Genomic DNA, 24,184 nt, shown 5'->3' with positions numbered 1-24,184 from the left:
ATTCTACTAATTTTTATGCTATTCGTCAACCAATCTTCTCAGTTGATACGGCAAATAAAGAAATTGCAAGACAAGACTTGCTCCCACAAGTGCTAGAACAAGAATTTTGTCCTTAAAAATAAGCAATCCTATGAGACTTTCCAAGATTAATACAAAAACCCCAATCGCTCTCAAAATTTTCTTCAAGCCTTTCTCTTTTTGCCCCTTACCTACTGGGAATAATTGCGTCAAATATTGATAGTCAAAGGCATGATAGAGGGCTAGAAGCTGGAATAACAAAAGATAATTGAATAAAATTACAATTGCGACTGCAATCCAAGATTGCTCAATGAAGATGATAGCGGTCAAAGATAGGATTATGAGTCGCAGACTAAGGGCGAATAAATCTCCATTTCTAAGATAGGAACGAAGATAGAGGTTCTGCCAGATTTCCCCTGGTACTTTCTGAACTCCCTTGAGAATAAAGTCCAGATAAGCTCGGCGCTTAACACTATTTGAAATTCCCCTGACCTGTGTAAAGAGGGCAAAGAATCGAAGCAAGAACTGCTTCCGTTTACTTTCTTGTGCAATGACATAATCCCAGTCAAGTCCATTTCCAAGGAAAAAGTTGCTAGACTTTTGGCGAAAAATCACATATTTTACTATTCCCAAGACAAGGAGATAGACTCCAAAAATCGGCAAACCAAGACCCATGGCTAAGAATAAAGGCGCAAACAGGAGCAAAAAGAGAGTCTGTACACTGACCCAAAAGATGAAAGAAATCAGACTTTGCTTCTGAATGTGTTCTCTCACTTCTTCTTCAGCAACTAAAAGAAATAGTTTGTCAGGCGCTTCTAGATAGGTCGCAATACCACCCCAAAGCAAAAGTAAAATAGATATAAGCCCAATCAAAATTAGGATTGGGAAATGATTCTCAGGAAAGTGTTGGAGCAACTGGTTGTACTGGTAGGCCAAAAATCCTAACAACACCAACAAAAATAAGACAAAATGATCATTGAGCACATAACGGAGATAGCCCAAGCATTCCTTACGAAATTCCTGCTTTCGTTTTAAAAACAAGTCCTTCATAGCTCCTCCTCTTTGGTCAGAGCCAAATAGATATCATTGAGGCTTGCTTCTGGCATATCAAAGGCTTCTCGGAGTTGTTGGAGATTTCCTTTGGCTCTTACTTGACCTTTGTGAAGAATGACAAAAGAGTCACACATCTTTTCAGCAGAATCAAGAACGTGGGTACTCATAAGGATAGATTTTCCTTTTTTCTTTTCCGCTTCTAGAAGTTGAATCAAATCTGAAATCGCCAAAGGATCAAGACCAAGGAAAGGTTCGTCTACGATAAAGAGACTAGGATCCACGACAAAGGCACAGATAATCATAACCTTTTGCTTCATCCCTTTGGAAAAATGAACTGGAAACCAATCCAATTTTTGATCCAAACGGAACATTTTTAAAAGTGGTTCTATACGTTCAAAAGCGATATTTTGCTCGATACCATAGGCCATAGCAACCGTCTCAATATGCTCTCTGAGAGTCAATTCTTCATACAAGCTAGGAGTTTCAGGGATATAACCAATTTTCTTGCGATAGCTCGTAGCATCCTCTCCTAGAGTCAATCCGTCAATCTTAATCTCCCCACTATATGGCGTCAAAAGACCAATAATCTCATTGATAGTCGTTGATTTTCCTGCACCATTCAAACCAATCAAACCAACTAACTGTCCGCTTTCAACTGTAAAGGACACATCTTTCAAGACAGGGACATGAACATAGCCTCCTGTCAGGTTTTTAATTTCTAACATATTTTCTCCGAATCTGGTATAATGTAGCTATATTATATCAAAATTCAATACACTAGAGGTGGTTTTTATGTCAGATTGTATTTTTTGTAAGATTTTAGCAGGAGAAATCCCTGCAGCCAAAGTTTATGAGGATGAACAGGTTCTTGCCTTCCTTGATATTTCTCAAGTAACACCTGGTCATACCTTAGTCGTACCTAAAGAACACTATCGCAACCTTTTGGAAATGGATGCGACGAGCGCTAGCCAACTCTTTGCAAAGATTCCGGTTATTGCTCAAAAGGTCATGAAGGCTACCCAAGCTGAAGGCATGAATATCATCGCCAACTGCGAAGAGGTAGCTGGACAAACCGTTTTCCATACCCATGTCCACCTCGTTCCTCGTTATGGTGCCGAGGATGACCTAAAAATCGACTTTGTTGCCCATGAACCTGACTTTGACAAACTTGCCCAAGTCGCTGAAATGATCAAAAACGCTTAAGGAGTTCCTATGAAACTATCAAATTTGCTACTTTTTGCTGGATCAGCAGTCGGATCTTACCTCCTCGTTAAAAATCGTGAAGTTATCACTGAAGAAGTTATAGATACAACTGATCGCGTTGAAGCAATCAAAGGTGATTTAGATGTTATCCAAAATAGCTTACAAATTATCAATCAACAAAAAGAAGTCATCAAGGAGTATCAAGAAGACCTCACTTACAAATTTAAAGCCTTAGAGAAAGACTTCCAAGCAAGACTTGCTGTGATAAAAGAACTACGAGAAACTGAAGAAAACTAAAAAAGAAAGCATCCAACTTTCCTTATATCCCCTTAAATCCATCTTGGATTACCAGCTCGGGAGGGACTAAACATGAAACCATTTTTAAAAGTCATCTTGATTATTTCTGGTTGCTTCTGTCTTTTTGTAACCCTAGCATTTCTACTTGTGGCCAATCTTTTCAAGGCCTCATCAAGTGACATTCGAGAAGGAAATGAAACCTTAAAACAAATCTTTATCTCCCTTGACCTGCCTCCTGAGAAAGTTGAATCAAACGGACACTATCAATACGAGGGGGGAGGCTTGGATTTTTATGTGACTTTCTCAGATGAGGTCATCAATAGCCACCCTGTCCTTAAGGAAAGTCCTAACCTCACTAAAAACCGACTCAAAGTCTATGTCTTAAACACAGGAGATATCTCCTATCACTCAGTAGAAGATAACTTATTCAATCATGGTTTAATACAATTTTTAGAGGAGGAAAGTAGGAATTACTTACAAGGAATCGGAAAGAAACCAAATCCTAATTACTCAATTCTATATTGGAAGGATCAGGAGAGCCTAAAAAAGGGTGTCGCATTCTATGAAAAAGCGTTGACCTTGGTAGATATTCAGGATAATTCGGCGATTAAGCACATTGATACCGTAACTGTGAAACCTGGCAAAGAAGCGGAAATCAAGCAACTGATCCAGGAAATGGATAAAGCCGGCTTGCTCATTCAAAAATATCAATAGCAGATCAGTCAGAGAATCTTTTCTCCGATACTAACTACAAACAAAAAAGAGCCTTATGGCTCTTTTGTTTTATTCACCCTCAAAGGCATCTTTTATATGGTCAAAGAAGCCTTTTTTCTTTGGATTGACTTTCAAATCACCTGCAGCTGCGAATTCTTTCAAGGCTGCTTTTTGTCGTTCGTTCAAGCCTGTTGGAGTCACGACATTAACAGTGACGTATTGGTCACCAACAGCACCACCACGAAGACTTGGCGCACCCTTACCACGCAAACGGAATCGTTTACCGGTTTGAGTTCCCTCTGGAATCACCAATTCAACATCCCCATGAACTGTTGGAATATCTACTGTATCTCCAAGGGCTGCTTGGACAATATTGAGATTTAACTTGTAGAAAATAGTTGTTCCTTCACGTTCAAATTTATCGCTTGCTTCTACAGAAACTACTACATACAAGTCTCCATAAGGACCACCGTTAAAGCCTGCCTCCCCTTGACCAGCTAGACGAATTTGTTGACCAGTTTCAACACCTGCTGGAATTTTCACATGGACACTGTGGGCTTGTTTTTCATGACCTGTTCCATGACATGTTGTACATGGATCTTTGATTTCTTTTCCGCGACCATGACAGACATCACAGGTTACTTGACGACGCATCATACCAAGCGGTGTTTGAGTATCGACATTGATAACACCAGAACCGTGACAGCGTCCACAAGTAACTGGACTTGTTCCAGGCTTAGCACCTGATCCGTTACAAGTACGACAGCTTGATTCACGATTGTATTTGACTTCTTTTTCAGTACCAAAGATGGCTTCTTCAAAAGTCAAATTGACGCGATACTGGAGGTCATCACCTTGACGAGGAGCGTTTGGATTGCGAGAAGAACCGCCTCCGCCGAAAAAACTTGAGAAGATATCTTCAAATCCACCAAAACCACCTGCACCATCGAAGCCACCGAAACCGCCTGCACCACCAAAGCCACCGTTGGCTCCAGCCGCACCATATTGGTCATAAGCCGCCCGCTTTTGTTCGTCACTTAAAGTCTCATAAGCTTCTTGAACTTCCTTGTACTTTTCCTCAGCACCAGGTTCTTTATTGATATCTGGGTGATATTTTTTAGATAATTTCCGATAGGCTTTCTTGATCTCATCTTGAGATGCATTCTTTGAAACGCCCAAACGGTCATAAAATTCAGTATTGTTCATTTAAGATACCAAGACCGTAAAATTCGACTGAAAAATAGGAAATCTGACGCAGGAGCGATGCTCCTAGACAGATTTATCTTTTTTCCGAGAATTTAGGTCGGGTTCAGTTCCTTTCTTTTATATTGAGTAAGAAACTTCAGAGCTCGAGTTCAATTCCCCGAACACTCTTTGTTCCTTTCTATAATTTTCATGTAAAACTTTAGAGGCTGTTTTCTATACTCTGCTTCACTTGATCAAACTCTTCATCTGATAGAGTAAATATCAAATCCTCTTCTACATACTCGTTTTGTTCTTTAAAATAGTTGTCCGTATTCTCTGCCAGCCCTAAACTTAGAATCACTTTTCTTGCAAACTCTTGATGTGCAAAACCGATAGCCGTAATGATTTGTTTATCTTGCACAAGAACTTTCGGTTGGAAATTCTCACGTGGAAGAAATTCAAAATAGTCAAAGAAGTTTTGCCAAATTCCACCTGTAAATTTCGTGTCCTTCAACAGACCTGCCTTCGCTAATAAAAGAGGCGCTGAAGAAATGGCTGTAATTAGGATATCTTGCTCATCAAGACCTCTCAAAAACGAGATCAATTTCTCATCTAGTAGAGCAGGACCTATATTTACCATTCCTGGCAAAATCACACAAGAATACTCTTCTATACGGATTTGATCCAATGTTTTCGTCGGTTGACAGAGCAAACCATCCTCAGAGACCACTATCGAATGATCTGAAGCGACATAATCAATCGTGATATCAAAAGACAGAGCTAAAGTACTCGTTAAAGTGGTTATCTCATAAAGAGAAAAATTAGGATAAATGATACAAAGTACTTTTTTCATACGCAACATCCTCTATTTTACCGAAAAACAGAGGCTGGGTTGCAACCTCTGGATTTCTTCCTATCATTACGACATTCTAAAACAAAGTCGATTATACTTTGTTTTAGAACTAGTAAGGCTGAATTGAGTTTCGGCTAAATCGAGCACGCCCTAACCTCTTGGTGAAAAAGACAAATCTTTCTAGAAACTAAAGTTTCTGCGTCAGATTTCCTATTTTCACTGTGAGGTTTTAACGGGCTTTGCATCTTATTTTTCCGTAAACTCTCCGTCTACGACGTCATCGCCTGCGTTTCCTGTTGCTTGTGCGCCTTCTGCCCCTGCTTGAGCTTGTTGCGCTGCTGCGGCTTGTTCGTAGAGTTTAACCGCAAGTCCTTGTGCTTTTTCGTTCAATGCTTCAAGTTTTGCTTTCATTTCGTCCAAGTTGTTGTCTTCTTGAGCTTTCTTAAGATCCTCAAGAGCAGCTTGTGCAGCATCACGTTCTGCATCGAAGCCTTTGCCTTCAGTTTCTTTGATTGTCTTTTCAGTCGCAAAGATAGCTTGATCTACTTCGTTACGAAGGTCTACTTCTTCTTTACGTTTCTTATCTGCTTCAGCGTTTGCTTCTGCATCTTTCATCATGCGATCGATTTCTTCGTCTGTCAAACCTGAGTTAGATTGGATAACAATTGTTTGTTCTTTTTGAGTTCCAAGGTCTTTAGCCTTAACAGATACGATACCGTTCTTGTCGATGTCAAATGTTACTTCGATTTGTGGGATTCCACGAGGTGCAGCTGGGATATCAGTCAATTGGAAGCGTCCAAGAGTCTTGTTATCTGCTGCCATTGGGCGTTCCCCTTGAAGAACGTGGATATCAACGGCTGGTTGGTTGTCTGCCGCAGTTGAGAAGACTTGTGATTTAGATGTTGGAATTGTAGTGTTGCGGTCGATGAGTTTTGTAAAGACTCCACCCATTGTTTCGATACCAAGTGACAATGGTGTTACGTCAAGAAGGACAACGTCTTTGACATCACCAGTGATCACACCACCTTGGATGGCAGCACCCATAGCAACAACTTCATCAGGGTTTACTGATTTGTTTGGTTCTTTACCAGTTTCAGCTTTAACAGCTTCAACAACGGCAGGGATACGAGTTGAACCACCGACAAGGATAACTTCGTCGATTTCTGACAAGCTCAAACCTGCATCAGAAAGGGCTTGGCGAACTGGAGTTTTAGTACGTTCTACAAGGTCACGAGTCAAATCGTCGAATTTAGCACGAGTCAAAGTCATTTCCAAGTGAAGAGGTCCAGCCTCACCAGCAGTGATAAATGGCAAGCTGATTTGAGTTGAAGTCACACCAGAAAGGTCTTTCTTCGCTTTTTCTGCTGCATCTTTCAAACGTTGAAGAGCCATCTTGTCGTTTGACAAGTCGATACCATTTTCTTTCTTGAATTCTGCTACTAAGTGGTCGATGATTTTTTGGTCAAAGTCGTCACCACCGAGTTTGTTATCCCCTGCAGTTGCCAATACATCAAAGACACCATCACCCAATTCAAGGATAGATACGTCGAATGTACCACCACCAAGGTCGAATACCAAGATTTTTTCTTCTTTATCAGTCTTATCCAAACCGTAAGCAAGAGCTGCTGCAGTTGGTTCGTTGACGATACGTTCTACTTCAAGACCAGCGATTTTACCAGCGTCTTTAGTTGCTTGACGTTGAGCATCGTTGAAGTAAGCTGGAACGGTGATAACTGCTTTCGTTACTTTTTCACCAAGGTAGTCTTCAGCATAACCTTTCAAGTATTGAAGAATCATAGCTGAGATTTCTTGTGGAGTGTATTCTTTTCCGTTAGCAGAAACTTTTTCAGAAGTACCCATCTTAGATTTGATAGAGATAACTGTATCTGGATTTGTTACCGCTTGACGTTTTGCAGCGTCACCAACAATGATTTCACCGTTTTTGAATGACACTACAGATGGAGTTGTGCGGTTACCTTCTGGGTTTGCAATGATTTTTGATTCAGTTCCTTCAAGAACTGCTACTGCTGAGTTTGTTGTACCTAAGTCAATACCGATAATTTTAGACATGTGTTTTTCTCCTTGTTGTTTTTTCTTCTTTTTTTCTTTTTGATACTCTTCGCTCACTATTAGTAAAGCTGAACCATTGTTTATCTTTCTTTCATAGTTTAATGTCGTTTCGGACAAGATTTTTCAAGTTTTCTAGCCTAATTGTAGACAACTACCATAGCCGGTCTTAGGATGCGGTCATGGAGTTTGTAGCCTTTTTGGAAGACTTGTGCGATGGTGTCTGCTGGATGCTCATCATCAGCTGGAACTGTTTGAATAGCCATATGGTAGTTATGGTCAAATTCACCGTCCGCTGGAATCTCTTCGATTCCTTCTTCTTCCAGAGCGTGAATCAAACTTTCTTGCACCATCTCCAAGCCTTTTTTGACATCATCCGTCAATCCTTCGACAGCAAGAGCACGTTCTAGGTTGTCAAGTGACGGCAAAATTGCTTTTGCCAAATCTTGGCTGCGATAACGTTGCAAAAGTTGGCGTTCTTCATTGGCACGACGCTGAATGTTTTGCATTTCTGCGTGGGCACGAAGATATTTGTTTTCAAACTCCTCGGCACGTTCATTAGCTAAGTCCAATTCAGACTTCTCAGGAGTTGTTTCTTCAGCTGTTTCCACAACTTCCTCTTCTTTTATTTCTTCATTTTTTATATCTTGGGCCATTTTCGCCTCCTTTAATGATTTCAATCTTAATTCACTTCATAGTGATTGCTGCTGAGATAGCGGTAAAAATCCGTCAACTTCATAGTCAAAACTCGATTGACAACATTAAGTTGATTAACCAATTGTTGATAATCCAGATTGACCGGACCTATAATCGCAAGAATTCCAAATCCACGATAGGGAATCAGGAACTTACTGCTAATCACTGCTAAGTCAGTAAGACAAGATTCTTGGCTATCCGCAACTCGGACACTTTGCATCTGGTCGCCAATCAGATTTTCTCGAATCTCCAAAGCAACCTTTTGTGGCTGATCAAAAAACTGATAAGCTGCTAGATTAGCAAAATTCAAGAGATTGACTTTGCCAGAAACCACGATATTTTCATTGAACATTTCTTTAAAGATATGTTCGACGAGGTCCATAACATTATCCGTTGTTGTAAAGTAACGTTGGATAATTTGCGGAATCTCTGTCCGAATCTTGTAGTGAATATCCAAAACAGTTTGATCCAGGAAACGCTCTTGAATCATGGTCTTGAGGCGATTTAAATCCTCCTGCAAGAAATTTCTCGGAATCAAAAACTGACTGGTAACTGTTCTAGACTCATCAAGCGTAAAAACTGCCAGTGCTGTATGTTGTCCGAGGACAACGATATCAAAAGCTGTTAGCTTCTGCCTACTTGGTTCTACATCTAGCGCTACAACCGTACAACCACTCAAGTCTGACAAGATTTTCGTTGCCTCTTGAAGGATATCCTCAAGCTTGAAGAACTCCTGATCAAAGGCTTTTACAATCTCATAAACTTGATTTTCAGCTAAACGGTCAAAGGATAGGGAGTGTTTGACATAGTATTGAAATCCAGCCACACTGGGCATCCGACCACTGGAAGTATGAGCCTTTTCAAGCAAACCTTGCTTTTCTAGAGCTGCCATATCATTTCGAATGGTAGCACTACTAGAGTTGATAGACTCTTGCAAGGCTTTGGATCCAACAGGTTCGTGCGTTTTGGTAAAGATGTCAATAATCAGATTTAAAATATTCTGCTGACGTTCTGTAACCATCTCGCTACTCCTCTCTGATAGATCTTTTTTAGCACTCGACACATCCAAGTGCTAACTTATGATTCTATTATACACCCTTAGAAAAGAATGTCAAGACAAAAACTCAAAAAATTAGCACTCTTTTACCAAGAGTGCTAAAAATCGGTCTGAGGACCTAGAAGATCATCTTACATTCTCAAGATATTTCTTTTTAAGTCTGTAAAAACTATAGATTAGATAAGTAATCATAAGAGCATATAGGGCAAAAATAAGGAAGAAAGAATGAGAGAGGCTTTCGCGAAACAGACTCATACAAACAACTAGACCTCCAGAGATAGAAACTATCGATGTACGAAGTCCAGATTTCACAACATCCCATCGAAGATGATTGTTCATGAAAGATTGATCATTTAAATCTACATCACAAGTTGCTTTTCGAAAAACAGTATAAGAACAATTTTCCACAAATTCCCATCCTCTATCCTTCATACTTTGTAAATCTACCTCATTTTTTCTAAGGTAGCTAGTATTCCACACAAGGTAAATTACATCATCTGGTCGGCATTGTTCAAAATAGAAAAAGCCAAAACGATTCGATTTAAATTTCCAACCTTTCAAATGCATCTCATGCAAATAATCTTCTACCTTATCCAAATCAAAAATGGTAAACATTCGAAATTGTACTTTGCTATTCATTGTCTAACCTCCAAAATGGTTCTATTTATCAGATAATTCTTTCCACTTTTGAAACAATCTCCAAAAAACATATGAAATCTGAATCGCAAAAACTATCAATAGAGTACAATCTATGATAACAATCAAAAACATTTCCCAACTGAAATGACTACCTCCACTGACAAACTTTGATAAAATCGGTAGTAGAGCTAAAAAGAGAAGCAAAATAGGAAGCATCCGCATTGTTAAAATCTTCTTGACCATTGCTAACTTCCCGGCCGCGTCATTATAAATTTCAAACTCGGCATCCGACTCAACTCCAGAATAAAGCTTTCTAAAATAGGAAAACCCATTAAAGTTTGTAATATGCTCCCAGCCAAAATCTTTAAACAGTTGTAAATAGGAAGCTCTCTCTGACTTTTTCATAGGATAAAAGTCCAACTGATAAACCACCTGCTCCGGTTGGCACTCTTCAAAAGTATACTTAACCGCAACCACTAAGTTAGAGTAACTTACTTCCTTAAGTTTCCAGCCTTGAGCATGCATTTCTCTGAGATAGAGAGCCTCTCTATCATAATCCGCAATGGTACAAATCCTATAAACAACTTTCTTTTCCATCAAAGCTCCTCCCGACTGTTTCTGTAGAGTCGTTCAATACGTTTCAACTCAATATCTAAAACTTTTCGGCCCAAGTCTGTTATCTGATAGATTTTTCGTTTTTCCTCTTCTCGGACAAAGGAAATCAAACCATCCTTTTCCATCTTTGACAAGGTTCCATACATGGTTCCAGGACTAATCGAAACCTGCGAATCTGTCATTTCTTTGACCGTTTGCGTAATACCATAGCCATGGTTCTCCTTTTGCAGACAGAACAGAATATAAAATCCCGTTTCAGTCATGGGAATGTAGACACGCCTAATCTTATCTGTTAATTCCATTTAACCAGACCTCCTATTCAGTTCGATATATCGCACTTCGTTACATAAAATATATCACACCTCGATATAAAATGCAAGAAAAAAAGATCGTCCTCACGGACAATCTTTTTGATTTATCATTAGTAAAGATCTAGGTAGTTATCAATTTCCCATTGTGAGACAAAAGTTGCATAGCTTGCCCATTCGATTCGTTTAGCTTCAAGGAAGCTAGTGTAGATGTGCTCACCTAGAGCTGCTTTAACCACTTCGTCTTCTGTCAAAGCTTTCAAAGCATTGTGAAGAGTTGATGGAAGGTCAGTAATGCCAGCCTCTTTACGCTCTTCAGCAGTCATGATGTAGATATTTTCTTCGATTGGCGCTGGTGCTTCGATTTTGTTTTCAATACCGTGCAAACCAACTTCCAAAAGAACAGCCATTGCGATATATGGATTTGCCATTGGGTCCACCGAGCGCAACTCCAAACGTGTTCCCATTCCGCGTGAAGCTGGTACACGGACAAGCGGTGAACGGTTACGGCCAGCCCAAGCGATGTAAACAGGGGCTTCGTAGCCTGGAACCAAACGTTTGTATGAGTTAACGGTTGGGTTCATGATAGCTGTATAGTTGTAGGCATGTTTGATCAAACCACCAAGGAAGTAGTAAGCAGTTTCTGATAACTGCATTCCTTTTGGATCATTTGGATCAAAGAAGGCATTATTTCCCTCAGCATCAAACAAAGACATATTGCAGTGCATACCTGAACCAGCGATACCAAATTTTGGTTTAGCCATAAAGGTTGCATAGAGACCATGTTTACGCGCAATTGTTTTTACAACGAGTTTAAAGATTTGAATCTTATCACAAGCACGAAGAACTTCATCGTACTTAAAGTCAATCTCATGTTGACCTACAGCAACTTCGTGGTGACTTGCTTCAACTTCAAATCCCATTTTGGTCAAGACATTCACAATCTCACGACGAGTGTTGTCAGCAAGGTCAGTAGGTGCCAAATCAAAGTAACCACCCTTGTCATTTACCTCAAGAGTTGGGTCTCCATTTTCATCAAGCTTAAATAGGAAGAATTCTGGCTCTGGTCCAAGGTTGAAAGATTTGAATCCAACTTCTTCCATGTGACGAAGAGCACGTTTGAGGTTTCCACGAGGGTCTCCCGCAAATGGTTCCCCTTCTGTTGTATAGACATCACAGATCAATCCTGCGACACTACCGTTCTCATCTCCCCAAGGAAAGACTGTCCAAGTGTCCAAGTCAGGGTAGAGGTACATATCTGATTCGTTGATACGAACAAACCCTTCAATAGAAGATCCATCAAACATAGCCTTATTTGACAAGACCTTGTCTAGTTGTTCATCTGTAGCAGGAATTTCGACGTTTTTCATAGTTCCCAAAATATCTGAAAACATGAGACGGATAAAGGTTACATTTTTTTCCTTAACTTCACGACGAATATCTGCAGCTGTGATTGGCATGGTTTTTCTCCTTATATATGACGACTAGCGGTTGCCTAACCGCGACCAAAAGGCGATTGTTGAGAAGCGAAGCGACTTTGCTGGAGAACTTCATTCCGAAGCGCTCTACGCACTTCAGTTTGACTCACTGGTTTTTTAGACTTCGCCTCACGTTCAGCATATTTTTTCTTGATGGCAGCAATGTTCAGACCTTCAGAGATATAATCTTTAATCTCAAGCAATCGATCCATATCATTCAAAGAATACATACGGCGATTACCTTCGTTGCGATCAGGTTTAATCAATTCCTGGTCTTCATAGTAACGAATTTGGCGCGCCGAAAGATCGGTCAGCTTCATAACACTACCAATAGGAAAAACTGCCATATTGCGACGAAATTCTTTTTCCTTCATGTACACTTCCTTCTTTCTGTCTATTATAGTCTAAAAAAATTCAATCGTCAATCAATAATGTTATATCTTGTGACATTATTTTGTTTTTTTCAGTAAAATGCTCCGTAAACGATCAATATCGTAATTTACAAGAATTGCTACAAAAACACCCATAAAGGTTTCAAAAACTCGAGCAAACACGTACAAAACTGTCTCACCGTTTGGAATTGATAAGGTAATAATCAACATAGCCGCAACTCCACCGATAACACCTGCTTTATTGTTCATAGCAACATTTGTCATAATGGTTAACATGGTACAAATTGGAACAACAAGGAGAGTTACCCAGAAGGCGCCATGAAAAAGATTATTTAAGAGAAAGAAAATCAGGGCATAAAAACCACCGATGCTATTCCCTAAAATACGTGATGTCCCAAAGTGGACACTCTTATCAAAGTCTTCTCTCAAACTAAAAACGGCTGTAAGAGCTCCAATCTGAAGTCCCTTCCATCCAAAAAAACCAAAAATCATGAGGACCAAAAAAACAGCGATTCCTGTTTTAAAGGTACGCATCCCTAACTTAAACTTGCTTTTATCAAATCTATACTTTTTAAAATAACTCATCATTTCATCTTTCTTTTTTTCCATTTTATCATAATTTTACTTTTTTGAGAAAGGGATTCCTCAATTGAAGAAAATAGGAACTAAAAAGAGAAGGGTATAAATCCTTCTCTTTTATATTCCAATATTCTATTTTAGAATAAATACATGAAAGCCAAGGTGACGAGACTAGCAAGCAAGCCCACTCCCCAGAAGAAGAAATCGACTTTCCACTCACTCCAAGGCTGACCTTTACCTGAAAATCCACCCAACTCAAAATGGTGATGAACTGGTGTCATCCGGAAGATACGTTTTCCTCCAGTCAACTTAAAGTAAGCAACTTGCATCATGACAGATGTTGTTTCAAAAACATACACTATACCAATCAGGAGTAGCGTCCATTCTTGGTGCAGCGCCATAGAAATAGCTGCCAACATTCCTCCAAGAGCAAGACTTCCCACATCTCCCATAAAAACTTTAGCAGGCTTATGGTTATAGACAAAGAAACCGAGAAGACCACCAATCATGGCGATAATGACTAGCAAGATATCCAATTGGTTTTGTACATAAGCAATAACTCCATAGGCAGACAGACTAATCACCACTGAGATACTTGCCAAGCCATCAATTCCGTCAGTCAAGTTAACAGCATTTGAAAAACCAACTAACCAGAAGAGAGCAAAGAAAATGTAAAGAACGCCTAGGTGCAATGGATATCCAAATACATTTAAGACATCCCCTCCTCTTTCATAAAAGAGATAGAAGATAACTCCTCCTACTAATTGAAGCAAGAGCTTTTGTTTAGGATTGAGCCCTTCATTGATTTTACGGAAAACCTTGAGGAAATCATCTAAGAAGCCAACCAAACCATACAAAACGAGAATAAAGAGGATCATTCCAACATTGTTGGTTAGTTGATTAGTTAAAAGTGCAAGAACTAAACTAACTAAAACGCTTGTTACGAGGAAGACAATCCCTCCCATTGTCGGCGTCCCAGCTTTTGCCTGGTGTTGTTTAACATCCTCATGCATCTGTTGACCAGTAATCTGTGCTTTACGGTAAAAACGGATAAAAGCTGGAATTCCTACCACTGTAAGAACAAAAGTAAGGATTCCAGGAAAGATAGAAACTAGCATTCTAATCTCCTAAAGTTATTTTTATTTTCTGTATATTTTTTAAAGCTGTATTAGAACGAACACTTTGTTTTTTAACAATTTCTCCTGTACCTTCAAATTCAACTTCAAGATTCAACCATTTGGCAAAGGTTTCAACATTTTTCTTAGACCAGCCATATAAGTCAGGCATCTCTTCTACCTTGTCTGAAAGGAGTAAGATTTGCTCATTAGCGTCTAGATTTGTTCCTTCTGCCACTGAACTGTCCTTGATTTTTGTTCCTGAACCGATAACGATTGGTTGAACAAGATTGCGTCTCAGTTCCTCTGCCATATCTCCCGGACTATAGTCCTTGGTCGCTGGCATTGCATAACTAGTTGTTGTTGTAACTTGATCCAGATTTTTAGCTGTAGACTGAAGATTAAGAGATTCTTTCATGGCAGAAGCTCGTTCAAGAATAGGATTAGCAAATTCTCCAAACCAAGGTGTAGAAAAGTGTTCTGGCTGTTGAACTGTTACGTAAAGAATAAAATCAGGATTTTCAGAAGGATGCATGGTTACTACAGAAAAGATATAATTGGTTTTCCCAACTAAATATCCTCCGTTTTGCTCATCGGCAATTTGAGCTGTTCCAGATTTGACAGAAACATTCTGACCAGGAACAGTAATTACTGGTTTATTATCATTACGATTATACATGGTCCCATAAATAGGGTCTGTACCAACCAAAATCATGTTTTCCCTAGTCAAACTAGCCGTTTCTTTAGAAACAGGATTACCCACAACTTCTTTTTGCGACTTCCGAACTGACTGATCATTTGGATCATAAAGGGCGCTAATAAACTTTGGTTCTAACATAACTCCGTCATTCGCAATGGCTGTAAAAGCACGTAGCATCTGGGTCTGCGTTACAGAAATCCCCTGACCAAATGCACTCATGGCAATATCGACAATATTATCTGCAGGCAATTGACCTGAATACTCATCAGTCAGACCAAAACGCGTCGGCACCCCAAACTTAAAGCGATTGAGATAATCCAACCAAGTAGCATCCCCCATCTTTTGTTGGAGCAAGGTCATACCCACATTACTTGAGTGAGCAAACCCTTGTGAGTAAGTCATTATACTTCCAGCTGATAAGCCATCATTCACATCCCAGTCCTTAATAGTTGCATCCGCTATTTTTAATTCGCTACTATTGAAATATTCTCCTCCATTAAAGGTTTTATTGTCAATAGCAGCAGCTAAGGTCATGACCTTCATGGTTGAACCAGGTTCGTAATTGCTCTGATATAAAAGGTCTCGCCAAACAAAATCCTCAGTAATACCTTCTTTTGTATCCGCATCAAAAGTTGGTCTCTGAGTCGTTGCCAAAATCTCCCCTGTCTTGGCACTAACCAAGGTCGCAGTCATGTACTTGCCTTTTAGTTTTTCTTGGAAGGCATCCATTTGACTTTCCATAAAGGACTGCAAAGGACTGGATAGGGTTGTATAAACATCTTTCCCATTTACCGTTTGTTGGGTAACTTGTTCCGTACCTGGAACAATATTACCTAAACGATCTTTTTCATAGGTAATGATACCATCTGTTCCCGCTAACAAGCTATTCAAGGAACTTTCGACACCAGACGTCCCAATGAGACTCTTTGAACCATCCTCATTTTCATGTAACTGTGCTAAACCAATAAAGGATGATGCAAATTTCCCATTTGGATAACTTCGATTTGGACTAGTCGTAAAATTAATACCCTCAACCTTAGCAGATTCTAAGTCCTGTTTAATGGACATCATATTGGCATAGGTAATCCCATTCCCTTTAGCACCAAAAGAAACCTGTTTGAGATTTGGTTGAGAGAGTTGGTCTTTGACGTAAGTCTCCTCCATATCCAAGTACTTATGGAAAATTTCGGCTACCTTATTGTACTGAGACTCCTCTACATATAGAACATCTCCATTAGCTGATTTATAGTCCTTATCAATAACTGCATAAACATTATAGGAAGTTGCATCCTCTGCAATCGGCGTTCCATTACGATCATAAATGGTCCCCCTCTTAGCAGGAACTGTCAGAGTTGTTTGGTGAACCTTACTTGCTTCTTTGACCAAGTCAACGCCAAACTTCTTCCCCGTACCAATAATCACCGCAAAATTAACCAAAAAAACAGCAAATAGAAAGACAGCCAATAGGCTCAAATTCTTTCCTACTAATCTGCGGTTTTCCATTGGAGATTTACGATTCTTAATGACAAAGCGTATGATTCGTTCTTTCCAGTTTTTCATTTACTACTCCGCCGATCGGATATTTTCATTATTCAATTGCAAGTCTTGTGAATTTGCAATTTCGGTCAAACGTTCTGATCGGATCAATTCATTAACTTCTTGTTTAGCATCATCCAACTCTGTCTTTTTTTCCTCGATTTGTGCATTGACTCTTGTCAAATCACTCTGAACCTGAAAAAGTTTTGTCTGCATATAGACTACACTGATCGCTAAGACAAGGGCTGTGATGGCAATTGAAAGGTAAAAGGCCTTTTCAACACGTGAAAATTTTTTTATACGAGCTTGTAGCAATTGGCTCGTTGTTCCTCTGTTTTCTACCATGGTTTCCTCTTACTTGTGAATTTTTCTTGCCACTCGTAGCTTGGCTGAGTGGGAACGATTATTGGCTTCCAATTCTTCCTTACTTGGTAAAATCGGTTTCCGAGATACCAATTCCATCTTTGGCTTGAGATCGTCTGGGATGAAAGGTAGTCCTTTAGGAACTTCAACTGTAGAAGCTTCCTTAAATAACTGCTTAGTCAAGCGATCTTCCAGCGAATGAAATGTGATGACTGAAATTCTTCCATCAAGAGCTAGAAGTTCAATCGCCTGCTGGATTGATTCATCTGCAGCACCCAACTCATCATTGACCTCTATACGGATAGCTTGGAAAATTTGTTTGGCTGGGTGACCTTTTTTCTTGAGTTCTTTTGCCGGTTTGGCAGATTTAATAATCTCTGCCAATTCTGTCGTAGTCTCAATCGGTTTCTGTTCACGCGCCTGTTCAATTTTTCGAGCTATCTGTTTGGAAAACTTGTCTTCTCCATATTTGAAAAAGATTCTTACCAAATCATGGTAGTCGTAGTGATTAACGACTTCATAAGCGGTCAAACTAGCTTCCTGATTCATGCGCATATCCAGCGGTGCATCCTTCTTATAGGAAAAACCACGTTCACGCTGATCCAACTGCGGGCTTGACACACCTAAATCATAACAAATTCCATCAATTTCAGTCACACTTAAGTCATGTAAGCGGTCCTTCAAATGACGGAAATTATCCTTGATGAAGGTGACCATTCCCTTTTCGATATAGGGAGCCAAACGTTTTTGCGCATTATCAATGGCATTCTGGTCTTGGTCAAAGGCATAGAGATGCCCTTTGTCGCTTAACTTACTTAATAAATACTCGCTGTGTCCTGCTCCTCCCAAGGTCGCATCAACGTAAATACCATCAGGTTTTACATCTAGCATATCAATGGTCTCATGGAGCATGACCGTTACATGATGAAATTCTTTTGTCATATCTTATCTATTTTACCACAAATCCGACTAGCTTGCACCCACTAAAGCCAAAACATTCCATTGCTACTTTATTTCTTGTATTCAAGAGGTTTCTCAGCTACTTGAGCTAGCGCTGAGTCTACTTCTCTATTCAAGTGTTGATGAACTGCCACTGCCACTGCTCTTGGTATACCAACTGCAACAATCTCGTCCACGCTAGCTTCCTTGATTTTTGTCAGAGATTTGAAATATTTCATCAAATTCTGCTTGCGTTTGGGACCTAAGCCTTCAATTCCATCCAATTGAGAGGAGAAGGAATTTTTCGAACGGAGTTGACGGTGGAATGTAATGGCAAAGCGGTGTACCTCATCCTGAATGCGTTGCAAGAGGAAAAATTCCTGAGAATTGCGAGACAACTCTACCACCTCAAGCGGATCTCCAAAAAGTAATTCATGGGTTTGGTGCTTGTCATTTTTTTGTAGCCCAGCGATGGGAATATCTAAGCCTAACTCGTCTTGGATAACTTGCTTAGCAATGTTAACCTGTCCCTGACCACCATCGATGACTATTAGATCTGGCGGTGTCAAACCGTCACGCTGGACCCGTCCATAACGTCTACGAATAACCTCTCGCATACTTGCATAGTCATCTGGTCCGACCACAGTCTTGATTTTATACTTGCGGTAATCTTTTTTGCTTGGTTTCCCGTTGATAAAAACAACCATAGCAGAGACTGGACTAGTCCCCATGATATTGGAGTTGTCAAAAGACTCAATGCGAACTGGGGTCGGAATTTGTAGAAGTCGGCCAAGGTTTTCAATAGCACCCTGAGTCTTTTCGACTGATTTTTCCAACAGATTAAACTTCTGCTCTAAGCTAACGCGAGCGTTTTTAATGGCTAGATTAACAAGCTGCTTTTTCTCTCCTCGCTGGGGCTTGAGAACCTTTGTATCCACCAAAGCCTTGATAGCTTCTTCGTCAATATCTTGAGGAATCAAAATCTCATTCGGAACCAAGTGAGATTTATCTTGATAAAACTGTCCCACATAGGTCAAGAAATCCTCGTCTGGATCGTTGTAGTAAGGGAAGAGATTGACATCGCGTTCAATCAGTTTACCTTGACGGACAAAGAAAACCTGAACACACATCCAACCCTTATCCACGTAGTAACCAAATACATCACGGTTTTGGAGGTCTTTTGCCATGACTCGTTGCTTAGTCCGAAGGGTACCAATGGCCTGAATCAAATCACGGTATTCCGCTGCACGTTCAAACTCCATACTTTGGGCTGCCAAAGCCATCTTACTCTTAAGTTCATCAATGATTTTATCGTCTTGTCCCTTGAGAAAATCAGAGACTTCTTGCGCCATAGATTTGAAATAGGCTTCATCCTTTCGACAAACCGTATGAGCCATACACTGGCCGATATGGTAATAAAAACAAACCTTGGAAGGAGGATTGGTACACTTGCGAAATGGGAAAATCCGATCCAATAGCCGTTTGATTTCATTGGCCGCACCCACATCCGGATAGGGACCAAAATAGAGACCTCCGTCTTTTTTGACCTGACGGGTGATAATCAAGCGAGGATAGCGCTCATTGGTGATTTTGATAAAAGGATAGGACTTATCATCCTTGAGCATAATATTGTACTTAGGCTTGTTTTCCTTGATGAGATTAATCTCTAAAAGAAGGGCCTCAATATTAGACTCCGTGACAATAAACTCAAAATCTACAATCTCAGACACCAGAGCTTCTGTCTTGGTATCATGGCTCCCACGGAAGTAGGACCGCACCCGATTGCGCAGATTTTTAGCCTTTCCTACATAAATGATAGTGCCGTTTTTATCTTTGTGAATGTAACAACCAGGGCTAGTCGGCAAGAGCTCCAGTTTTGATTTGATCAAGTTATTCATAGTTCCATTATAGCAAAAAGCCCCCTGTATTGCTTAAATCAGAGAGCTCCTGTTTCCTTAGAAAATCACTTATTCTCCAGACTCATATAGTTCTTGAACTTTTTTTACATCTTGAGCTTGGATTCCATAATAGGAGCCTGCTGGTTGCATAACCGAAACTTCATTGGTGTGTTCCAAACCAATCGCATGACCTAGTTCATGCTCTGCTGTATGCATGATACGATCATAGGTATAGCCATAGTTTGGATTGGATAAATAATAATGATTCAAGCGAACGGTCACTGAAATGAATTGTGTGGTTAGGAGATTTGTCTGACTCTCCGCCTCACCTGCTACAGCTGTCGAACCATCATTCATTTCAGTAGCGAAAATATTGGCCTGATCCGGTTCGGTTACAAGCTTAAAGTTAAAAGCCCCTGTCTGGTTCCAGTTAGCAATAGCTTCAAGGTAGGCCTTTTGGAAAGTGGCATCCATTTGAGGATCAATATAGATAGTTGCTTGCGCCTTTGACCATTTTGCTCCTGAATCTTGATGATGATCTGTCTGAGATAAACCTTGCAACTTGCCAGTTTCTTGCCATTGATCCCAACCTGCTTGGCCGACTTGGACCACTTTGCTAACTTGATTTAAAGTAGCAGGTAAATTACCTGTCATATACCAGAGAATCCCAAAAGTGATGAGAATGAAGAAGATAATCGTCCATACAAGGCGCCAAAACATACGCAAAATCCCTAGTAAAAATCGACATAACACACGAATTATCCAGCCCATAATTGCCCACCTTTCTAAAAAAATAAGAACCCATCTTTAAGCCATGGATTCCCATTCTAAAGATAGATTCTTTATTCTACTATAACAAACTGAAAGAAAGCTAAAATTAAGACAAGCGTTCTTCCAAAACAAAATCGATTGGCAAGGTAGCCAAAAAACGTTCCAATTGCTTTTCCCAATAATACCACTCATGGGTTCCCGCACTATGGGTGTAGGTCACATCGAAACCAAGTTTCTTAAGATTTTTAACTGCTAGATTATTGGCAGAATAGAGATAATCTTGTTCGCCACACCAAACCCACAGTTTGGTCTCCTTGTCTGACTTTTTGGCAAGGGTCTCAAGTGAGTAAGGGCTATTCACCCAATCATTAACTTTGCCAAAAACACCTCGCCAGTAGGCACGCGTTCCTAAATCTTGACTCTCAGGAGAAAACTCTTCAAAACTAAGAGCACCAGAAAAACTAGCTGCATGGGAGAAACGGTCAGTTGACAGTGCTAACTTGAAGGAACCATAGCCCCCCATTGACAGACCAGCGATAAAAGTCTTTTCACGTTTGTTGGTCATATTTGGGAAGAAACGTTTGAGCACTTTAGGTAGTTCTTCTGCTAGAGCTGTATAGTAGTTATAGCCATACTGAGTATCTGTATACCAACCATTGTTTGTATTGGGCATGACAACAATCAGATTGGTCCCACGTAGCAAGCGTTCTACATTGGTTCGCTTGAGCCAGCTATTATGATTTCCTGACATCCCGTGAAGGAGATAAAGAACAGGGATATCTTTACAGTTTGGCTCTGTCACCCGAGATGCATCCGGATAGAGTACATTTACTCCCCACTCCATACCTAAAACTTCTGAGTAATACTCAATCTTCATTACTGCCATAACTTGCTCCTTATTCGTTTGAGATAAGAAAAAGCCGAAACTCGACTTTCTCTCTTGCTATTTAATCCTTATTTTGCTTCCATGACTACTGGTAAAATGGCTGGACGACGTTTCGTTTGTTCAAAAAGGAATTTAGCCAAATTGTCACGAACCTTACCTTTAAGATCAGCCCAGTCAAAGTCCTCCCCTTGGAGATAGTCTTCAACTGTTTGGTTCACCAACTCTGTACTTTCGCGCAGAATATCTCGACTCTTCTTGAGGTAGACAAAGCCACGTGTATGCACTCGTGCTTTGGCAATGATTTTCTTCTCGCGACGGTTAACAGTGATAGCCACGATGAAAATACCATCTTCTGACAAGACCTTACGGTCACGAAGAACAACATTACCAACATCCCCAATGGCATTTCCGTCAATCAAGACATCACCTGCAGCAACTGCACCAGACGGGACAAAGTCCCCATGTTCATAAGACATAGTTGTGCCCTTTTTCGGGATAAAAATGCGTTCTGGCAACAACCCAACAGCCATAGCAGCCTTGGCATGAGCGTCCAACTCACGGTATTCACCCTGGATTGGGAAGAGATACTGAGGTTGCAAAAGATTAATCATCAATTGCAGATCACGCGCATTCCCATGTCCTGATACACGCAAGCTTTGAGTGATCGGTTTAACGACACCACCTGCTTGGTAGACCATATTTTCTACACGTGCCATAACAGCTTCTTTAGCGATTGATGGCGTTGTAACGATATAAACCAAGTCTCCATCCTTGATTTCAACATAGCGGTGACGACCGATGGACATTTTACGGAGTCCATTAATTGGTTCACCCATACGACCGGTTTCAAGGATGATTAACTCGTGGTCTTCAAAACGAGACATATCTTTAGGTTTAATCAAGAGACTTTCGTTAGCCAATGACAATTTTTTCAAGCGAATAGCTGTACGAACGATATTTTCAATATCAAATCCAGTCAAAACAACACGACGTCCTGTCTCTGCAGCAGCATCAAAGACTTGCTGAATGCGAGAAAGGTTACTTGCAACAGCAGCTACAATGATACGTCCATCCCAGTCAGAAATGGTTTGCGTAATTTCATCACCAACTTCACTTTCGCTGGCTACTTGAATATTACTGTCTGCGTTTGCTGAGTCGCTTAGAAGAGCTAAAACTCCTTCGCGACCAATTTCTGCTAAACGACCAAAGTCAGTCGCATATGATTCGCTAGCCGTTTGGTCAAATTTGAAGTCCCCTGTATAAACGATACTTCCTTCAGATGTTTTCAAAACGACACCCAGACTCTCTGGGATAGAGTGAGTTGTGCGGAAGAAGGAAACCTCCGTACCGCCAAAGTCGATTTCTGTATTTTCATCAATAACATGGAAATCATCGAATTTTTTAGCACTATCATTTCCTTTAACAAAAAGTTTAGCAAGCTCAATTGTCAACTCTGAACCAAAAACAGGAACTTTCACTTCTGACAAAAGATAAGGAAGAGCTCCAATTGCATCCGCATGTCCGTGCGTTAAAAAGACACCTGCAATACGGTCGCTATTTTCAAACAGATAATCCATATTTGGAATAACGACATCGACACCCAACTGCTCATTTTCAGGATATTTTAAACCTGCATCTAAAACAAAGATTGAATCGTTAATTTCTGCGATGTACATGTTTTTCCCGTTTTCACGAACACCGCCTAAAGTTGTTAATTTAATATTGGTCATTTTCCCTCCGAAGTATTACTATAACGTGTTTGTAGAGCCTTCACAACTCTCTTTTTGTAAAAGTCCAATTTACTTTTATCCGAATCTTTTCCTCTCATTATACCATTTTTTTACTAATTTTCAAAATGAAGATAGGATTTTAACTAGAGAACATTCACCACTGATAACCGAATCGCCTTGCTTTGTTTTCTCTTTGCGAAATCGCTGTCCGCCAACGGACCTAGAGCCTTACTTCACAAGCAGCTACTCGGCAAAAAATTGTAATAAGGAGCTTACTCGCAAATAAAAAAAAAGATTTAGAAGCTCTAAATCTTTTTAATCATCTTTAGTTTGGATAAATGTAAGTAACTTTACCTAAAAATTCATGTGGATTAAAGAAACCACGATAGTTAGCAATTTGTTTTTGACGTCTGTAGTTTGCTTCCAATACCTGGATAGAATTTTCACTTTGTACATCTGTCACATAAGCAACGTGTCCATATTCACCACCGTCCCAAACGGCGATTGCACCTACTACTGGAACATCTCCTACACGATAACCTTGAGCACTAGCATAAATCGCCCAAGTATTAGCATTTCCCCACCAGTTGCTAGCCCAAGGAGCCATTTCTTTCACGCCCCATGTACACTGACCAACAGGATATGAGTTTCCATAGTCTGTCGGCGTATTTACGACAACATCAGCAGTTGCTAACCCATTCACAGTACTAGTTGCTTCATAAGCCGGAGCATTGTATGAATAGCTAGCTTGAGTTAGACCACTCACTTCTAGCACATCACCTGGGTGGATGGTGTCAAAAATGCTTTTTCCATTATTAGCTGCCAACTCATAAGGATCCATACCACTTGCAGCAGCAATACCAAAAAATGAATCACCATCTTGAACAACGTAAGAGTCTGCGCTAACAGTCTGAGCACCAACTGTAGCCAAAATAGCTGTAGATGTTAAACCAAGAGTCAGTTTAGCAACTGTTTTTTTCATAACAATTTTCTCCTAAAATTTTATTGATAATTTTTAATTTTTATGTTGATAAGAGAATCATACCTGATTTACATGTCAGTTGTTTTAGATTTATGTTGTAGTCATGTTAC

General features: G+C 40.1%; 25 protein-coding genes. 3 read left to right on the top strand and 22 right to left on the bottom strand.

Annotation, left to right across the window (positions count from 1 at the left end; all coding sequences use genetic code 11):
• Positions 1-18: 18 nt before the first annotated feature.
• The gene (locus I1J71_RS04145; protein ID WP_195183827.1) at positions 19-1,068 is read right to left on the bottom strand and encodes an ABC transporter permease; all 1,050 of its coding nucleotides are present in this window, start codon (positions 1,066-1,068) and stop codon (positions 19-21) included.
• Positions 1,065-1,796 carry an ABC transporter ATP-binding protein gene (locus tag I1J71_RS04140; protein ID WP_195183826.1) on the bottom strand — a complete coding sequence of 244 codons (732 nt, stop codon included), beginning with the start codon at positions 1,794-1,796 and terminating at the stop codon, positions 1,065-1,067. The genes I1J71_RS04145 and I1J71_RS04140 overlap by 4 nt, the downstream gene beginning before the upstream one ends.
• 67 nt (positions 1,797-1,863) lie before the next feature.
• Between I1J71_RS04140 and I1J71_RS04135 the strand changes: the two genes are divergently transcribed.
• The 3 genes from I1J71_RS04135 to I1J71_RS04125 all read left to right on the top strand — a co-directional run bounded on the left by I1J71_RS04135 (position 1,864) and on the right by I1J71_RS04125 (position 3,285).
• A complete protein-coding gene (locus I1J71_RS04135; protein ID WP_195183825.1) occupies positions 1,864-2,274 on the top strand; it encodes an HIT family protein in 411 nt (136 codons plus the stop codon).
• 9 nt (positions 2,275-2,283) lie between these two features.
• Positions 2,284-2,571 carry a hypothetical protein gene (locus I1J71_RS04130; RefSeq protein ID WP_195183824.1) on the top strand — a complete coding sequence of 96 codons (288 nt, stop codon included), beginning with the start codon at positions 2,284-2,286 and terminating at the stop codon, positions 2,569-2,571.
• 72 nt (positions 2,572-2,643) lie between these two features.
• Positions 2,644-3,285, top strand: coding sequence for a hypothetical protein (locus I1J71_RS04125; protein ID WP_195183823.1), 642 nt, complete (start codon positions 2,644-2,646; stop codon positions 3,283-3,285).
• 69 nt (positions 3,286-3,354) lie between these two features.
• Here the strand turns inward: I1J71_RS04125 and dnaJ are convergent, their stop codons facing one another.
• From dnaJ to I1J71_RS04025, 20 genes are all read right to left on the bottom strand, one after another.
• A complete protein-coding gene (gene dnaJ / locus I1J71_RS04120; protein ID WP_195183822.1) occupies positions 3,355-4,491 on the bottom strand; it encodes a molecular chaperone DnaJ in 1,137 nt (378 codons plus the stop codon).
• 199 nt (positions 4,492-4,690) lie between these two features.
• Positions 4,691-5,323 carry a DJ-1/PfpI family protein gene (locus I1J71_RS04115; RefSeq protein WP_195183821.1) on the bottom strand — a complete coding sequence of 211 codons (633 nt, stop codon included), beginning with the start codon at positions 5,321-5,323 and terminating at the stop codon, positions 4,691-4,693.
• 246 nt (positions 5,324-5,569) lie between these two features.
• Entirely contained in the window at positions 5,570-7,393 is a 1,824-nt protein-coding gene (gene dnaK, locus I1J71_RS04110) for a molecular chaperone DnaK (protein WP_195183820.1), read from the bottom strand.
• Between the two features lie 137 nt (positions 7,394-7,530).
• Positions 7,531-8,046: a nucleotide exchange factor GrpE gene (gene grpE, locus I1J71_RS04105; protein ID WP_195183819.1), complete on the bottom strand. Its 516-nt coding sequence runs from the start codon at positions 8,044-8,046 to the stop codon at positions 7,531-7,533.
• 26 nt (positions 8,047-8,072) lie between these two features.
• Complete coding sequence (gene hrcA, locus I1J71_RS04100) at positions 8,073-9,107, bottom strand: heat-inducible transcriptional repressor HrcA (RefSeq protein ID WP_195183818.1); 1,035 nt, start codon at positions 9,105-9,107, stop codon at positions 8,073-8,075.
• Positions 9,108-9,269: 162 nt separating this feature from the next.
• On the bottom strand, positions 9,270-9,782 hold the full coding sequence (locus I1J71_RS04095) for a DUF2812 domain-containing protein (RefSeq protein ID WP_195183817.1): 513 nt from the start codon (positions 9,780-9,782) through the stop codon (positions 9,270-9,272).
• A gap of 21 nt (positions 9,783-9,803) precedes the next feature.
• Entirely contained in the window at positions 9,804-10,379 is a 576-nt protein-coding gene (locus I1J71_RS04090; protein WP_083500972.1) for a DUF2812 domain-containing protein, read from the bottom strand.
• A complete protein-coding gene (locus I1J71_RS04085; RefSeq protein ID WP_060955281.1) occupies positions 10,379-10,699 on the bottom strand; it encodes a PadR family transcriptional regulator in 321 nt (106 codons plus the stop codon). Before I1J71_RS04085 ends, I1J71_RS04090 begins: the two co-directional genes overlap by 1 nt.
• A 119-nt stretch (positions 10,700-10,818) precedes the next feature.
• Positions 10,819-12,165, bottom strand: coding sequence for a type I glutamate--ammonia ligase (gene glnA, locus I1J71_RS04080; RefSeq protein WP_195183816.1), 1,347 nt, complete (start codon positions 12,163-12,165; stop codon positions 10,819-10,821).
• A 35-nt stretch (positions 12,166-12,200) separates the two neighbouring features.
• A complete protein-coding gene (gene glnR, locus I1J71_RS04075) occupies positions 12,201-12,557 on the bottom strand; it encodes a transcriptional repressor GlnR (protein WP_000659543.1) in 357 nt (118 codons plus the stop codon).
• 75 nt (positions 12,558-12,632) lie between these two features.
• Positions 12,633-13,160, bottom strand: a complete 528-nt coding sequence (locus tag I1J71_RS04070; protein ID WP_025171302.1) for an FUSC family protein — start codon at positions 13,158-13,160, stop codon at positions 12,633-12,635.
• Between the two features lie 131 nt (positions 13,161-13,291).
• Positions 13,292-14,272 (bottom strand): phospho-N-acetylmuramoyl-pentapeptide-transferase, encoded by a 981-nt coding sequence (gene mraY / locus I1J71_RS04065; protein ID WP_195183815.1) that lies wholly within the window; start codon positions 14,270-14,272, stop codon positions 13,292-13,294.
• Between the two features lies 1 nt (position 14,273).
• The gene (gene pbp2X, locus I1J71_RS04060) at positions 14,274-16,529 is read right to left on the bottom strand and encodes a penicillin-binding protein PBP2X (RefSeq protein ID WP_195183814.1); all 2,256 of its coding nucleotides are present in this window, start codon (positions 16,527-16,529) and stop codon (positions 14,274-14,276) included.
• Positions 16,530-16,532: 3 nt separating this feature from the next.
• Complete coding sequence (gene ftsL, locus I1J71_RS04055) at positions 16,533-16,850, bottom strand: cell division protein FtsL (RefSeq protein ID WP_195183813.1); 318 nt, start codon at positions 16,848-16,850, stop codon at positions 16,533-16,535.
• 9 nt (positions 16,851-16,859) lie between these two features.
• Positions 16,860-17,810 (bottom strand): 16S rRNA (cytosine(1402)-N(4))-methyltransferase RsmH, encoded by a 951-nt coding sequence (rsmH, locus tag I1J71_RS04050; RefSeq protein WP_195183812.1) that lies wholly within the window; start codon positions 17,808-17,810, stop codon positions 16,860-16,862.
• A 68-nt stretch (positions 17,811-17,878) separates the two neighbouring features.
• Entirely contained in the window at positions 17,879-19,705 is a 1,827-nt protein-coding gene (gene uvrC, locus I1J71_RS04045; protein ID WP_195183811.1) for an excinuclease ABC subunit UvrC, read from the bottom strand.
• Positions 19,706-19,774: 69 nt separating this feature from the next.
• The gene (locus tag I1J71_RS04040; RefSeq protein WP_195183810.1) at positions 19,775-20,476 is read right to left on the bottom strand and encodes a M57 family metalloprotease; all 702 of its coding nucleotides are present in this window, start codon (positions 20,474-20,476) and stop codon (positions 19,775-19,777) included.
• A gap of 106 nt (positions 20,477-20,582) precedes the next feature.
• On the bottom strand, positions 20,583-21,362 hold the full coding sequence (locus I1J71_RS04035; protein ID WP_195183809.1) for an alpha/beta hydrolase: 780 nt from the start codon (positions 21,360-21,362) through the stop codon (positions 20,583-20,585).
• Positions 21,363-21,430: 68 nt separating this feature from the next.
• The gene (locus tag I1J71_RS04030) at positions 21,431-23,092 is read right to left on the bottom strand and encodes a ribonuclease J (RefSeq protein ID WP_195183808.1); all 1,662 of its coding nucleotides are present in this window, start codon (positions 23,090-23,092) and stop codon (positions 21,431-21,433) included.
• Between the two features lie 325 nt (positions 23,093-23,417).
• A complete protein-coding gene (locus I1J71_RS04025) occupies positions 23,418-24,074 on the bottom strand; it encodes a COG3942 and LysM peptidoglycan-binding domain-containing protein (RefSeq protein WP_195183807.1) in 657 nt (218 codons plus the stop codon).
• Positions 24,075-24,184 lie beyond the last annotated feature (110 nt).

The sequence above is a fragment of the Streptococcus infantis genome (assembly GCF_015546995.1).
Lineage (GTDB): Bacteria > Bacillota > Bacilli > Lactobacillales > Streptococcaceae > Streptococcus > Streptococcus infantis_J.
The sequence above is the reverse complement of the archived record's forward strand: the minus strand, read 5'-3'. Positions and strand labels throughout refer to the sequence as shown.